Origin of the sequence: Actinomadura sp. KC06 (genome assembly GCF_004348735.1) — a bacterium.
Taxonomy (GTDB): Bacteria; Actinomycetota; Actinomycetes; order Streptosporangiales; family Streptosporangiaceae; genus Spirillospora.
Map to the genome: position 1 here is coordinate 15,637 of NZ_SMKT01000110.1, position 13,948 is coordinate 29,584.

12 protein-coding genes are annotated in these 13,948 nt (G+C 68.0%); 4 read left to right on the forward strand and 8 right to left on the reverse strand.

The window, feature by feature from the left end:
* Positions 1 to 38: 38 nt before the first annotated feature.
* On the reverse strand, positions 39 to 3,782 hold the full coding sequence (locus tag E1287_RS29100) for an ALF repeat-containing protein (protein ID WP_131968384.1): 3,744 nt from the start codon (positions 3,780 to 3,782) through the stop codon (positions 39 to 41).
* 324 nt (positions 3,783 to 4,106) lie between these two features.
* On the opposite strand from E1287_RS29100, the gene E1287_RS29105 reads away from it, so the two are divergent.
* The 3 genes from E1287_RS29105 (at position 4,107) to E1287_RS29115 (ending at position 7,580) form a co-directional block, all read left to right on the forward strand.
* Complete coding sequence (locus E1287_RS29105; RefSeq protein WP_131968386.1) at positions 4,107 to 4,640, forward strand: hypothetical protein; 534 nt, start codon at positions 4,107 to 4,109, stop codon at positions 4,638 to 4,640.
* Positions 4,637 to 6,844 (forward strand): ricin-type beta-trefoil lectin domain protein, encoded by a 2,208-nt coding sequence (locus tag E1287_RS29110; protein ID WP_165969226.1) that lies wholly within the window; start codon positions 4,637 to 4,639, stop codon positions 6,842 to 6,844. Before E1287_RS29105 ends, E1287_RS29110 begins: the two co-directional genes overlap by 4 nt.
* 466 nt (positions 6,845 to 7,310) lie before the next feature.
* Positions 7,311 to 7,580, forward strand: a complete 270-nt coding sequence (locus E1287_RS29115; RefSeq protein ID WP_131968390.1) for a hypothetical protein — start codon at positions 7,311 to 7,313, stop codon at positions 7,578 to 7,580.
* Positions 7,581 to 7,939: 359 nt separating this feature from the next.
* On the opposite strand, the gene E1287_RS29120 is transcribed toward E1287_RS29115, so the two are convergent.
* From E1287_RS29120 to E1287_RS29135, 4 genes are all read right to left on the reverse strand, one after another.
* Positions 7,940 to 9,208 carry a cytochrome P450 gene (locus tag E1287_RS29120; protein ID WP_131968392.1) on the reverse strand — a complete coding sequence of 423 codons (1,269 nt, stop codon included), beginning with the start codon at positions 9,206 to 9,208 and terminating at the stop codon, positions 7,940 to 7,942.
* A gap of 930 nt (positions 9,209 to 10,138) precedes the next feature.
* Positions 10,139 to 10,213, reverse strand: a complete 75-nt coding sequence (locus E1287_RS46635) for a DUF397 domain-containing protein (RefSeq protein WP_347813990.1) — start codon at positions 10,211 to 10,213, stop codon at positions 10,139 to 10,141.
* 52 nt (positions 10,214 to 10,265) lie between these two features.
* Positions 10,266 to 10,448 (reverse strand): DUF397 domain-containing protein, encoded by a 183-nt coding sequence (locus E1287_RS29130; protein WP_131968396.1) that lies wholly within the window; start codon positions 10,446 to 10,448, stop codon positions 10,266 to 10,268.
* Positions 10,445 to 10,735, reverse strand: coding sequence for a Scr1 family TA system antitoxin-like transcriptional regulator (locus E1287_RS29135; RefSeq protein ID WP_347813991.1), 291 nt, complete (start codon positions 10,733 to 10,735; stop codon positions 10,445 to 10,447). The genes E1287_RS29130 and E1287_RS29135 overlap by 4 nt, the downstream gene beginning before the upstream one ends.
* Positions 10,736 to 10,754: 19 nt before the next feature.
* Between E1287_RS29135 and E1287_RS29140 the strand changes: the two genes are divergently transcribed.
* A complete protein-coding gene (locus E1287_RS29140) occupies positions 10,755 to 11,339 on the forward strand; it encodes a hypothetical protein (protein WP_131968400.1) in 585 nt (194 codons plus the stop codon).
* A 20-nt stretch (positions 11,340 to 11,359) separates the two neighbouring features.
* On the opposite strand, the gene E1287_RS29145 is transcribed toward E1287_RS29140, so the two are convergent.
* Genes E1287_RS29145 through E1287_RS29155 form a run of 3 tightly spaced genes read right to left on the reverse strand, consistent with a single transcriptional unit; the run spans position 11,360 to position 13,940 of the window.
* Positions 11,360 to 12,247 (reverse strand): ROK family protein, encoded by an 888-nt coding sequence (locus E1287_RS29145; RefSeq protein WP_131968402.1) that lies wholly within the window; start codon positions 12,245 to 12,247, stop codon positions 11,360 to 11,362.
* A complete protein-coding gene (locus tag E1287_RS29150) occupies positions 12,244 to 13,059 on the reverse strand; it encodes a carbohydrate ABC transporter permease (protein WP_131968404.1) in 816 nt (271 codons plus the stop codon). The genes E1287_RS29145 and E1287_RS29150 overlap by 4 nt, the downstream gene beginning before the upstream one ends.
* Positions 13,056 to 13,940 carry a sugar ABC transporter permease gene (locus E1287_RS29155; RefSeq protein ID WP_131968406.1) on the reverse strand — a complete coding sequence of 295 codons (885 nt, stop codon included), beginning with the start codon at positions 13,938 to 13,940 and terminating at the stop codon, positions 13,056 to 13,058. The genes E1287_RS29150 and E1287_RS29155 overlap by 4 nt, the downstream gene beginning before the upstream one ends.
* Positions 13,941 to 13,948 lie beyond the last annotated feature (8 nt).

Consider the following 13,948-nt stretch of genomic DNA (forward strand, 5'->3'; position numbering starts at 1 on the left):
AGATCCGGATCTCGTACGGCATGGAACAGCTCTCCCGGCTACTCGGGCAACCGGACGACGACGATGTTGAAGCCGCGGTTCTTCCGCAGCCATTCGTCCTTGGCCTGCTGATCCTTAGTGTAAGGCGACCCGCCTTTCTTGCACTCGACGTAGCCGAGCAACTCGCCGGTCTCGCCGTCCCAGACGGCCATGTCGAATCGTCTCGGCCCGTCGAAGCCCGGGACGTCGAACGTCACGGCCGCCCGGTCCTCCTGTTCCGTGATGACTCGCCGACCGAGCCGTTCTCGCAGGAACGCGGCCACCTCCCTTTCCCAGGCCTGCCCGGCGAGCTTGTTGATGTGCATGGTCAGTTGCGGGCCGACCAGATGGCGCGGAGTCGTGCGCGTGTCCACGACTCCGCCGAGACCGTCGACGATGAACCGGCAGGCCAGCAGATTCCTGCCGACTCCGACCCCGACCCCGACCCCGGGTGTCGTGCAAACGCCGTGAATCTGCGTTCTGATGCGGACGATGAAGCTGGTCCACGTCCGCAGAACAGAGTGCGCGGTACTGACCGTCTTGCGGAACACCGTGATTCCGGTGGCGATCCGCCAGATGGCCTTGCCGATCTTCGGCAGCTTCCCGGCGACCGCCGCCAGCTTGAGCGGTCCGAGGGCATTGAGTGCGGTGAACAGGCAACCGGCGATATCGCCCTTGGTGAAGCACGCGACGGCGTCGTTCCAGCCGATGACGTCCAGAACGACCTCTGCGCCGATGGAGACGATGTGGTCGGTCAGGCTCCGGCGGCTGTCGGTGCCCGCCTTGCTGTACTGCGCGACGAGGGCGTGCCCGCCCTGTTCGTAGAGGATCTCGCCGTCGGTGTAGTAGACGTTCAGTCCGGGAATCGGCGAGTGGTCGTCGTCCGCCTTCTGCTTCTCTTCCTCGCGCCGTTTCTGCTCGGCGATCGCGGCCGCCTCCCGTGCGGCCTTCGCCGCCGCCGCGGCGTCCTTCCCGGCCTGGATGGCGTCGGCGCGGGCCCGCTGCGCCGCCCGGTACGCGTCCCAGGCGTGGGCGGCGGCCCGCTGCGCCGAGGCGACCGCGCGGGCGGCGGACTTCTGCGCCTTCTGCGCGGACTTGACCGCCGCCTCGGCCGCCGCCCGGGCGCGCTTGGCCGATGCGGCGGCGTCGGCCGCCGACGCCGCGGCCTCGGCGGCGGAGGCGCGGGCGTTCGCGGCGTGGCTCTTGGCCTGTGCCTCGAACGCCCTGGCCTGCTTGCTCGCCGCCTCCGCCTCGGCGGCGGCGCCGCGCGCCCGGGCCGCCGCGGCCTGCGCCTCGGCGGCCTGCTGCTGCGCGATCGCCGTGGTGCGCCGCATGTTCGCGAGATAGGTGCTGATCTCCGCCTCGTGCGTGGCGCCGTCGGCGTCCCGCTGCCGCGCCTTGTACTGCCCGACCTCCAGGAACTGGCGGACATGGGAGGCCGGCCCCGACGCCGCCGCCTGGATCGCGGCCTTCAGCTCCGGGCCCGCGTCGGCCTGCATCTGCGCGACCGCGATCTGGTCGTCGATCGCCCGCGCCGTGTACTGCCCGGTCGCGAGGAAGTCGCGAAGCGCCTCGGGGGTGTTCTTCGCGAGGGCCTCCTCGGCCGCCTTCTTGACCCGCGCGCCGCCGTCGTCGCGGATCCTGCCGATCTCGGCGCGGTACTCGTCCATCCGCGCCGCGTGCTGGCCGGTGTCGAGGAACGCCCGCACCTGCGTGCCGTCGCCGTCGCGCGCCTTGGCGGCGGCGTCACGGAGCGCGGCGTCGTCCGTGGTCTGGACGATGTGGTCGAGGCTGGCGCGGTCGTCGGCCTCCGTCGCGGCGGTCAGGCCCGTCCGGACGAACTCGACGACGTCGTCGTCTCCGGCGGTCAGGGCGTCTCCGGCGGCGGCCCGCACATACGACCCGGCGGCCTCCGCGACGAGCATCCGGATCGCGACCTTGCGGCCGTTGCCGACGACCGTTGTGCGCGGCGCGCCGTCGGCCCGCGCCTCGGTGAGGAGCCGGTCGGTCTCGGCCTGGAACTTCTCGGCCTCCCCGGCCTTCCACCTCTCCTCGGCCTGCCGCTTGCTTTCGGCCGCGCTCGCGTCCTCCGCTTGGGCGACGTGCTCGTCCTGCCAGGCGGCGAGCCGGGCCGCGTCGGCCTTCCTGGCCAGCTCGTGGATGTTCTCGGCCTGCGCGGTGGCTGCGGCCGCCTGCGCGGCCGCCTTGGACGCCTCGTTGGCGTGCGCGGTGGAGACCTGCGCGTCGCCCTTGGCCTGGCCCGCGTGCTCGGCGGCGTCGTCCGCGGCGTCGGCGGCGCGTTCGGCGAACGTGGCCGCGTCGTTGGCGTGCCTTCTGGCGGTCTCGGCCTGTTCGGCGGCCTGTTCGGCGATGGCCTGCACGCGGTTCGCGGCGCGGATCGCCATCTGCGCCCGGCGTTCGGCGTACCGGGCGACGTCGTACGCCCGGCGAGCCTCCGCGCCGGCCTCGCGGGCGTAGTCGCCCGCCTGGTTGGAGAACGCCGCGGCCTGGTTGGCCTGATATCCGGCGTTGGCGGCGGCGACGGCCGCGGTCCCGGCCGCGCGGGCCGCGGTGGCGGCGGCGGTGGCCGCCTCGGCGGCCCGGCGGGCGCCCGCCGCGACGTCGCGGGCGTTCTCGGCCTGCGCGCGGGCCTGCGCGGCCTTGGACGCGTCGGCGTGCGCGGCCTGCGCCGCCTGGTTCGCCTTGGCGGCGGCCTGCCCGGCGAGGGACGCGGCGGTCGCAGCGCGGGACGCGGCGGAGGCGGCGATGCGCGCGGCGCGGGTCGCGTCGTCGGCGGCCCGCAGCGCGACCTGCGCGGCCATGGCGGCGCGGTTCGCGGCGTCGGCGGCGCGGTTCGCGGCGGCCGCCGCCTTGTTGGCGGAGTTCTTGGCGTTCTTGGTGTCCTCCGCCGCCTTCCGCGTGGCGTTCTTGGCGAGCTCGGCGGCGTGCACCGCGCGGTCGGCCGCCTCCTTGGCGAACTGTGTCTGGAGGCCCGCGCGCTTCCCGGCGTCGTCGGTCAGCTCGGCGAGCTGCTTCACCGAGTCGGTCTCGGCGTCGCGGGCCGCGGCGACCTCGTAGCCCTGGCGGAGGAACTCGCGGACGTCCTCGACGCCGCCGTCCATCGCGGCGCTGGCCGCCGCCTTGACCGTGGGGCCTCCCGTGGCCGACAGCTGCGCCGTCTTCAGCCGGTCGTCCTCGTCCTGCGCCTTCTGGTAGCCGGTGTCGAGGAACGCCTCCTGCTCGTCGGCGGTGCCCGCCAGGGCCTTGGCCGCCGCCTCGCGCACATGGCGGCCCGTCGCCGCCGCGCCCACCTGGGTGATCTTGACGCGGATGTCGGCTTCCCAGGCGGCCTTCCACCCGCCGTCCAGGAACTCCTTCACCTGGTCGGCGCCGCCGTCCAGCGCGGCCTGCGCGGCGGCGCGCACGTTGGCGCCGCCGGTGGCCATGACCTGCTCGACCCCGGCGCGCTTGTCGGCCTCGGTGGCGGCCGCGGCGCCGGTGGCGACGAACTCCTTGACGTCGGCGTCGGTGCCGAGCAGGGCCGCCTCGGCGTCCCGGACGGCGTTCGGCCCACCGGACTGGAGCAGTTCGACGGCCTTGGCACGCTGGTCGGCGATCGGGGGATCGTCGTGGCGTGATCCGGCGGTAGCCGTGCCGGACGGCAGCAGCCAGGCGAGCATCACCACCGCGAGGACAACGGAGATGACGCGGGCGCCCCGGCCGGTGCGGGGATGGGTGAGCAGGCGGGACCGGACGGTACTCATGGGCAGGCTCCCGGCGGGGGACGCGAACGAGCTGACCGGTGCCGCGGCGGCGGGGACGGCGCGACGGGAACAGCTTTCTGCACCTGAAGTGAAACCCGCCCGAGTTAGCCGCACAAGGGACGTGATCAACCCCGAAGAACACTCGAACGAGCACGGATTGTCGATCACGCGAACGCCTACCTCGGGCGATCAGTTATGGTCCCGACGTCCGGGCGACGGTGGCCGTTTCCGGCCATGCTGACCGGTATTGACGGACAGGTCAAAAACTGCACACCATCGTCCGATGCTTGATCAAGGCCGTTTTGGAAGGCGATCCCAATGCGCATGCGTTTGTCACTTCGGTCGATCATCTTCCTGCTACTGACCGTGGTGACCGCCGCGGTCGCGGCGGGCGGCCTCGCGGCGCACGCCGCCACCGAGGCGGCCACGCCCGCAGGCCCTACGGCACCGGTGAAACGGCAGGCCGCCGAGGTCCCCGCGGTGGAGGACGGCGCCTACCCCGACGCCGACAAGATCGAGCAGGAACGGCAGATCACCGTCATCGGCGGAAACGGCCTGATCACCCTCGTGGAATGCGGTCCGGGCGGGAGCGCGGACGGGCTGATCGCGGCCCGCAGCAGCATTAAGGGCACCATCTGCTTCAAGGCTCGCACCTGGCCGGGAACCGAGGCGTTCATCACCGTGAAGATTCCCGAGGTGTACTTCATCAAAGGTGATGATCACCAGGTGAAGGCGAAACTCACCCCGGAGAACGGCCCGGCCGAGACCTACGACATCGAACGCAACCAATGGACGGCGGTCGGCGAGGGAACCGGCAAACCACCCGAAGCGCTCATCGAACTGCGGGCCAAGCCATGAGCTTGCGATTCCGCCTGAGAAGCCGTTTCGCCGTCGCCGTCACCGCGGCCGCCGTGGTCGGCGGGCTGGTCACCGCGCCCGCCGGAGCCGTCATCGGCGACCCGGTGACCACCGGCGCCGACACCTTCACCGCCCGGATCCAGATCGGCGCGCAGCGCGCCTGTTCAGGCGCGCTCGTCGCCCCGAACTGGGTGCTGACCGCCAAGTCCTGCTTCGCCGCCGAACCGGGCGGACGCGCCGCCGGCCCGCAGAAACTCCCGGCGGCAAGGACGACGGTGACCGCCGGAGCCGGCGACCTCACCCAGGCGCCCGGGTTCCGCGCCCAGGTCACCGACCTGGTGGAGCACCCCGCCCGGGATCTCGCGCTCGTCGAGTTCGACGGCTGGGCCTACAACGTCCAGCCGATCGCCATCGGCGCCGCGCCCGAACCCGGGGAGAAGCTCCGCGTCACCGGCTACGGCCGCACGTCCGACACCTGGACCCCCGACACCGCGCACACCACCACCGTCACGGTCGGGGAGAGCACCGGCGCCACCTTCGCCGTGACCGGTGACGGCGACAACGCCCCGATCTGCAAGGGCGACGCGGGCGGGCCGGCGTTCCGGGAACGCGACGGCAAACCCGAACTGGTCGCCGTCCACCACACCACCGGGCTGCGCGGCTGCCTCGGCGCGCCCGAGGACGCGACGCCCGGCGCCACCGAGACCCGCGTCGACGACCTGGCGTCGTGGATCACCTCGTCCACCGATCGCCGCAGCCTGCCCGCCTCGGCGGACCGGTGGATCCGCCCGACCGGCTACATGTGCGCGTCCCGGTACGGGACACGCCTGCGCTGGGACGGCCGGTACCTGTCCGTCGTGGACTGGGCGCAGAACCGGCGCGGCGGCGTCGTCACCGACAACGAAGGAAGCGAATACCTCCATTTCCACGCCGACGGGAACCTGGTCGTCTGGAAGGGCGGCGTACAGCAGTGGACGTCCAGAACGGCCGGGCATCCGAACGCGAGGCTCGAATGCGGCGACGACGGCGGTGTGTCGATCATCGACGTTGACGGGAAGGTGCTGTGGCAGTCCGGCACCGGACCCGTCCTGCACGCCCGGACGGAATTCGACTACGGCGCCAAGGCCCAGCTCGCGCCGGTGTGCGCCTCTCCGGACAACCAGACACGGCTGATGTGGAACGGTAGCTATCTCGGCGTCTACGACGCCGCGGGCCGTCCACGCGGCCGGACGATGAACTACTACTACGGCGGGGACAACCTGCATTTCCACGGCGACGGCAACCTGGTGATCTGGAAGGACGGCAAGATCGCATGGTCGTCGGCCACCGCGAACCATCCGAACGCGCAGTTGATCTGCCAGAACGACGGAGACGTGGTCCTGCGCGACGGAGGTTCGCTGCTGTGGCGGGCAGGGACCTCACCGCAGGTCGCCGCGGGCGCGGTCGCCCGTCTCGGCATTTCCATCAACTATCTGTGCGTCAGCCCCGACAGGCGGACGAAGCTGCTCTGGATGTTCGGTGAGCTGGACAGTTCGGACGGCTGGCGCAGCGGCGGCCCCATAAACAACGAGGACCTGGACCTGGTGTTCCGGCCGGACGGCAACCTGGTGCTCGTGAACAAGGCCGGTGCCGTGCGATGGGCCACGAATACGGCCGGGCATCCCAATGCGGTCCTGCGCTGCCAGGACGACGGGAACGTCGCCATCGTCGACGGGACCACGAAACTCTGGGACACCAACAGCCGTCCGACCGGGCTCATCCGCGCCAACACCAACCCGAAACTGTGCCTCATGGTCGTCGGCTCAGGCGACCCGGTCATGACAGAAGATTTCCTCTGCGATCACAGTTTCTGGACGGTCAATCCCGAGGGCCCCATACACACGGTGTTCCACCGCAAGTGCATGGACGCCAAGGGCAAGGGAACCGCGGACCGCACCCCGGTCATCGGGTACACGTGCGTCCCCGGTGCGACCAACCAGATCTGGAAACCCGGCCCGAACGGTTCCCTCGTCAACCCGACGTCGGGCAAATGCCTGGACATCCCGAACGGCTCCACGGAGCCCTACGCGAAGTTGCAGCTGTACACCTGCAACGGCAGCAAGGCGCAACGCTGGACTCTTCCCGCCCCGCTACCACCCGGCCAACTGGACCCGGGCATCCGGAAAGACCTGAAGGGCCTCCTGGCGTCCCGCGCAGCCGAGTGACCGCGTAGAGTCTTGGGCCCTTTGGAGTCGCGGACGGTCACCATTTCAGGGAATCGCCCCTGATTGGAACAACTCGCCGTGTTCGAGGTAGCGGGTGGTGCCATCGCGCTGTGCGGCGTGAGCGTGGAGATCGGGCTGGCTCGGGGTGGGCCGCGTAGCGGTCCCGACCTGGGACCCCTCTCCGGCGGACGCGGCTAGCTTGTGCCCGACCTCGGTGAAGGCGGGAGAAGACATGCGAAAGACGCGAGCCCCTGGACGGCACACCGTTTGGCCTCTGGCCATCCCTGCGTTCGCGCTGCTGCTCGCGGGGTGCGGCGATGACGAACCGGGGGCCGCTCCCGCGTCCAGCGCGACGCGCTCTCCGGCGACGACACGCCCCGCCTCCCCGACGCCGACGCCGACCGCGACACTGCCGAAGGCTGCGAACGGCAGCCGTCTCGCCGCCTGCGCGGACGCCAGGTGCGAGGTGGAGGTCGGAGTCGGTGACGTCATCCGTTTCAACGCCGGTGTGAGGGGCCAGGCCGGTCTTGCCGAGATGACGGTGGCGAGCATCGGAGAAATGGCGATCGAATTCAAAATGGCGGGCGGAGGCATCGGATTCAGCCCGCCCGGATCGGACGACCCCTTCAACATCAACGGAGCTTTCTCCCACACCCTGATAGCGACCGCAGGTCAGAAGGCCGTCATCCGCCTGGCCGCCCCTGAGCCCGGCGCCGGCGGAGCCGAAATCGGCTAGCCCCGGAGGAGAGCGGGCGTCGAGGGCCCCTACCGCGTCCGCCGGGGAGGGCACGGACTGAAGGGTGATTCGTGATCAATACGGCACGACGACGCCGAGTTCGCGGAGCCTGGCGACCGCCAATGACAAGCACAGAGAAGCGGTGGCACCGTCGGCACGCATGCCGGCCTCCAGCGGATCGTCCCGCAGCCTGGCTTGAGCAGCACAACGGCGGCACCGACCGCACCGCGCCTAGATGGGATCTCAACGGCTTCGGGTGACCGCTGCCTGCAGCGTTTGGGGCGATGACCTTTACCGGCAGGCCGCGCTCAAGGGTCTGCAGTTGGCGCTGAAGTAGCGCAAATTGTGCAGGCGGTATCTCAGCGTGGACTGACCAGCAGCTCGAAGCCTTTCGGGCTAAGCGTGGTCCGGGCGTCCAGCGTCCCTTCGCCTTCGACGCGAAAACTGAGTCGCTGTAGGAGTACCGCAAGCATGGTGATGATCTCAGCACGTGCGAAGCGCGCCCCTAGACACCGTCGCGGGCCACCACCAAACGGCACGTACGCACCGGGCGGCGGGGAAAGGTGTTCCCATCTCCTGCTGTTGAACGTTGCCGGTTCGACGTAGCATTCGGCGAGCCTATGGATGACCCAGAAGGGCAGGACGACTCTCGAACGCGGCGGCAATCTCCACGACCCGCAAACACCGCCCTCATCTACTGCCCGGTCCGAAACCCAGGTCGGAGGCCATAGCCGCAAGGTTTCGTCAACGACCCAGCCAAGGGCAGGTGGCTCAGCCCAAGAACTTCGCCACTCGGTCGCTGCCGCCCTTGCCAACTCCTGCTCGTCGCGATTGCGCGCCAGTTCAACGAGAGCCCACGCCGTCGCCGCGGCCGGAACCGAGTGTGCCGCAAGGAGGATCGCGGTCATCGCATCGGCCATTGCAGTATCGTCGAGGCCGCTCCGATACAGGACATCCACCAGGCCGCCTTCCCCGCTGCTCTTTGCAGCCGAAAGCACCTCGGCATGCATCTTGCGGATCCCCCGGTTCGCGCGCCATTCTCTGGGCTGTGCCAGCTTCAAGTACGGTGGGAACTCGTACGGGCTGGAAAAGATCGGGAAAAGAGCGTCCAGCATGGCCTGTGCGGTTCGAGGGATGGCCGCTGCGTCACGAGACCCGAAGCAGAAGCGTGCAATCGACATCGAGGTGACTCTCTCGAGGGTCGCCGTTATGTCGTTTATGCAGCGTCGCCGAAGCATTTGGTCGGCGAGTTCATCGGTCATTTTGGAGAGCCAGACGGCGTGCTCGTCGAGCATCTCCACTGTCATGCTCGCGATGACCGTCCTGCGGGTACTCATCCATTCAGTCAGCTTCTGAGACCCTGGGGTGGCCTTAGATTTCCTCAGTCTCAGGTCGCGGTCCTTGGAGAACTTTCTGTTCGTATTCTTTAGGACGGAATGGACCTCCTCGGGTCCGGTGACAAGAACGGTTCCGGGCCACAGTTCGACTACCGGCCCGTGCAATCTGGCCATTTCATAGAGGAAGCCGAGCTGATTTGTTCTGTAGGAAAGCGCCGCGCTCGCGTGGTCCAATCCAACGGTGGGTATCCGTTGGTTGCCATCTTGTACTTCGTTGCCGTCGACATGCATCGATTCGTCAGCTTCCGTAATCGAACATTGCTCAATGCCTCCCGCTTGGAGTCGAAGTGGACTTCAAGCGGGAGGCGTGCCTGTAAATCTACAGCCAGTAATGGGTCGCAGGGTGCTCGCGAATCCCCACCCAACGCGCAAAGGTGTGGCGCACTCGACCAATTAGCGACGCGTGCTTGATCATTCTGCCTCCTTTCCTGTGCCTCGGACGGATGATTGGTGTCACTATGCACACGAGTTCTGGCTTAGCGCAAGACCCGGATCGTCCGTAAGTCCCTTAGTGGACCCATAGGGTTCATGACCTGCGGTGATGCTGGCAATGCCACCTAGTGCACTGCCGATCTTACAGATAGTCATTAATACAGTTGTGAGTCGTGATAGGAATGCTGCCAGGGATGTTCAGGGGGTCCGGCAAGTGGTCGATTCGAGTCGCAGGCCCACGCCCCCCACCGGCTGGTGATGCGAGGTCGCGGTTCTGGACCGCAAGGCCGCGGATCGAGTGGCGGCGAGGGCCTGCTGCTCACCTCGACGCCGACAGTCGGGTCGTCTGGGCGGGCCGTTGGGCCAACTCGTGTGGCGTCGGCGTCGGTCCCGCGCAGGATGTAGAGGGCATGTGTTCGGCAACTTCGGCTTGCGACATCCTCAGCGCTTTGCGGCACTCGGCCAGCTGGTGGCCATTGATGTACGCCTGGTTGCGTTTGCGTGCCTCAGCCCACGGTCTCCTCGCCGCCGGCTCCGGCGACGGTGCCCGGCCGGACATCGCTCCACTCGAGGAAGTCGGACAACGCTCCTCCTCGCGCTCCTTCAGGTACTGCTCGCGGAGCTCCTCCGCCCGAGGGATGGCTGGCAACCGCCCGGCCCTGCGAGGAGGGCCGGGCGGTGGACGCTACTGCTTGAGGTTGTTGAGGACGGCATTGAAGGTGTCGGGGGTCAGCACGAGTCTGGGCCGTTGGGGTCTTTGGAGTCGCGGACGGCCACGGCGTCAGGGAACCGTGCAACCTCCATGCATGCACCGCCCTGGTCATCGCTTCGCCGTGACTTCCGCCACTTGATCACCTCACCGCTCAACAGCCCTCTCAAGCAGCTTGCGGAAGGCGTTCGGCGTGAGTTCGAGGTGTCCGGCCTCGGGGTCCTTGCTGTCGCGGACACCTACCACGCCAGACAAGCCCGCGATTTCGACGCATTGCCCGGACGTGCCGTCCGAGGAATGGCTGGACTTGCGCCAGGCCGGAGTGCTCATTTCAAGGCCTCCATCGCTTGCTCGATTAGCTCCACGGTGGAGTCTACGGGCGCGGCCTTTGCCGCGATACGGTCGAAGCGCATGCGCAAGGCACGCGCGCCATCTGCATCCATGATGAGTCGGCCACCAGTGGCTGCCTCGATGTATCCGATTTCCCCCTCTCGAACGGTGATGACTTTAAAGGAGCCGTCCAGCGCCTCAGAGGCACCTGACGTTCGCGGCACGATGCGCATGATGATGTTGGGCTGCTGCGCCAGTTCTCGCAGGTAAAGCGAGGACGGCCCCAGCGTTCCGTCTCTGCGAGTCTTGGCGGCGTGGAAGGGGCGCGGTGACGATCAGCGCCTCTGGTGGTGCCAGGACGGCGGATCCCGGCGTGATCAGGAACTGGTCTCATCCGGCGCGGCCAGCAGCTCGCACGGGCCCGCGCTGGCGATGTTCCAGAACAATGTGGTGGCCGCCTTCACGGGATACAGAGGTCCGACGGACGACCCCCGCATATTCATGGCCTCCTTTGACCGTCAGAGTATGGTGTGGGCCGGCCCGGAGCCCGTCAAGAACGGCACCTTTCTGACGAGCCACAGCCCGGCACTGGCGGTCCACAAGCGGAGCCGTAAGCTGGCCTGGAAGGGGTGGAAGGACGACCAACGGCTGTGGCTTTCCAGCTACGACGGAAGCACGTGGACGGAGCAGCAGGAGAGTCCGGGTCAGGAATTCCTGACGAACCATGGCCCGTCTCTGGGCGTCCAGAAAGATGAGCCCTTCCTCGTGTGGCTGCGTCCGGACGGGCAAAAGGTATTGTGTGCTTCTTCCGGTAACGGCGCCGCCTGGTCGACCCCCAAGCCGTTGGCCGTCTCCACGAAACATGTTCCCGGTGTCGGGACGACGGCGTGATGGTGTGACGGCGGCAATGGCTATACGCTCTTCTGCGTGAGGCGCTGCGCTAGTAGCGTGGCGCCTTTCACGCCTGCTTGATCATCCAGTTGGGTCAGCAGGAGAGGAGGGGACGGGCGGAACTTCAGGCGGTCGGCAAGGCGAGTGGAGAGAGGGCTGAGAAGGGCCTCCCCGGCTTGGGCTAGGCCGCCGCCTATGACGATTAGTGCTGGGTCTAGCAGGAGTGTTGTGGCGGCTAGGCCGTCCGCGAGAGTGTCCAGGGCGTCGGACCAGACCTGGCTCGCCTCCACCTCGTTCTTTCCTGCGCGGTCTATGACCTCTGCCGTTGGGACGTTTTTGCCGTAGCGGCGGGAGATTGCGGCGGCTGAGGCATAGGTTTCCAGGCAGCCCTTGTTGCCGCAGGGGCAGTCTTCGCCGTTCGGGCGGACGACCACATGGCCTATCTCGCCGCTCCATCCTGCGGCACCCGGATACGGGGTGTTGTTGATGATCAGGGCGGCGGCTATCCCTGTGCCTATCGCCAGGAAGACGAAGTCGGAGGCGTCGCGGCCCGCGCCTAGGACTGCTTCCGCCAAGCCTGCTGTGCGGACGTCGTGGCCAATGGCGACGGGGATTCCCAGGCGTTCTTGTGCCAAGTGCAGCATCGGGACGTCCCGCCAGCCCAGGTTGGCAGAATAGACGGCGGTGCCTGTCGACTCGTCCACGATGCCGGGGACGGCGATTCCGGCGGCGCGGGCGGGGGAGCCCAGGGACGAGGCGCGGGTGGCTAGGTGGGCAGCGAAGTCGAGGATGCCACGTACCGGGTCGGTGTGGTCTGTTGGCCGTGATTCTGTGGCCACGATCTCGGAGTTCTTGGTTATCGCGGCTTTCATGGTGGTGCCGCCGACGTCCAAGCCGATGAGGCTCATTTGACCGAACCCGCCGTCAGGCCACCGATCAGGTAGCGCTCGATGAAGATGAACAGGATGACCACCGGGACGATCGCAATCAGGGACGTGGCGAACAAGTACTGCCAGTGCGCCTGGTATTGGGTGACGAAGGACGGGATGGCGACAGTCAGCGGGCGCCGGTCTGGGGAGGCTGTGACCGTGAGAGCAACGATGTACTCGTTCCACGCTGCGATGAACGTGTAGACGACGGCGGTGACGACGCCCGGCATGGATATGGGCAGGGTGACGCGGGTGAGTGCGCCCAAGCGGCCTGCGCCGTCCAGGAAGGCGGCCTCTTCTAGTTCCTTCGGGATGCTGGAGAAGTAGCCGTGCAGGATCCATATGCAGAACGGGAGGTTGAAGGCGGCGTTCACGAGGATCAACGACATCAGCGTGTCGGTCAGGTCCAGGGCGACCATTTCTCGGTAGATGCCGATGACCAGGGCCGTTGGCGCGAACATCTGGGTGACCAGGACGAGCAGGAGGAACGCGCCGCGTCCGCGGAAACGGTTCCGGGCCGTGTAGTAGGCGGCGGGCATCGCGCAGGCCAGGGTCACCACGGTGGCTACGGCCGCGACGGTCAGCGACACCCGCATGTACGTCCAGACCGGGGCGGCCGACCAGACGTCGATGAAATTCGACCACGTCCAATGTGATGGCAGGTAGGTGCCGGGTGAGGCGGTCAGCTCGCGCTCGGGCTTTAGCGCGGTGATGAACATTTGGAGATAGGGGAGCAGGAACGCTAGCGCGACCAGCCAGCCGACCCCGGCTAGGACGATCCGGCGGGTCATCGGACCTCCTCGCGCCAGCGGGCGGCGCGTAGATACATCAGCACCATGACGAGGATCAGGACGAAATTGACGACGGCCATCGCGCCGGACTCGCCGACGTTCTGGTCGTAGAAGGCCAGCTTGTACATGAACGTGGTGGTGGTGTCGGTGTCATGGCCCGGCCCGCCGCCCGTCATCGCCCAGATGATCGGGAAGCTGTTGAACACATTGATGACATTGATGATCGACGCGATGAGAATGGCGGGGCGCAGGAGCGGGAGCGTGATGCCGAAATAGGTGCGGAATGCTCCGGCGCCGTCCACGCGGGCCGCCTCGTACACGTCCGACGGGATCGTCTGGAGGCCGGCGAGGATCACGAATGATGTGAACGGCAGCGAGACGAACACCGCGACCCACATCATCCACAGCATCGCCTGGGTGGGGTGCGCGAGCCAGTTCACCGGCTTGTCGATCAGGTGCAGGTCGAGCAGGACGCGGTTGACGAAGCCCGAGTAATTGTCCAGCATCCATTTCCAGATCAGCGCCGTCATCAGCACCGACGCGGCCCACGGGACGACGACGGCCCAGCGGACGGCGCGGCGGCCCGGGAAGCGGGCGTTCAGCAGCTGGCCGAGCGCGAGCGACAGGGCCATCGTGACGATCACGATGCCGCCGACCCACAGCAGCGTCCGGAGCACGACGGGGATCAGGTCGTCCTCATCGAACAGGTCGCGGTAGTTGCCGATGCCGCGGTAGCCGACCGTCACGCCGGACGACGTGATGTCCTGCAGCGACGTGCGGACCATCTCGATGACGGGCCACAGCACGACGACGGAGATCAGCGCGAGGGACGGGCCGAGCCACAGCAGCGGTGTCAGCGCCCGGCCGGCCCGCCGGGGCAGGGAGGGGC

Bases quoted from the DNA above. Each gene is read 5' to 3' on its own strand.
- E1287_RS29100 (WP_131968384.1), bottom strand. From the start codon at position 3,782: ATGAGTACCGTCCGGTCCCGCCTGCTCACCCATCCCCGCACCGGCCGG.
- E1287_RS29105 (WP_131968386.1), top strand. From the start codon at position 4,107: ATGCGTTTGTCACTTCGGTCGATCATCTTCCTGCTACTGACCGTGGTG.
- E1287_RS29110 (WP_165969226.1), top strand. From the start codon at position 4,637: ATGAGCTTGCGATTCCGCCTGAGAAGCCGTTTCGCCGTCGCCGTCACC.
- E1287_RS29120 (WP_131968392.1), bottom strand. From the start codon at position 9,208: ATGCATGTCGACGGCAACGAAGTACAAGATGGCAACCAACGGATACCC.
- E1287_RS29130 (WP_131968396.1), bottom strand. From the start codon at position 10,448: ATGAGCACTCCGGCCTGGCGCAAGTCCAGCCATTCCTCGGACGGCACG.
- E1287_RS29145 (WP_131968402.1), bottom strand. From the start codon at position 12,247: ATGAGCCTCATCGGCTTGGACGTCGGCGGCACCACCATGAAAGCCGCG.
- E1287_RS29150 (WP_131968404.1), bottom strand. From the start codon at position 13,059: ATGACCCGCCGGATCGTCCTAGCCGGGGTCGGCTGGCTGGTCGCGCTA.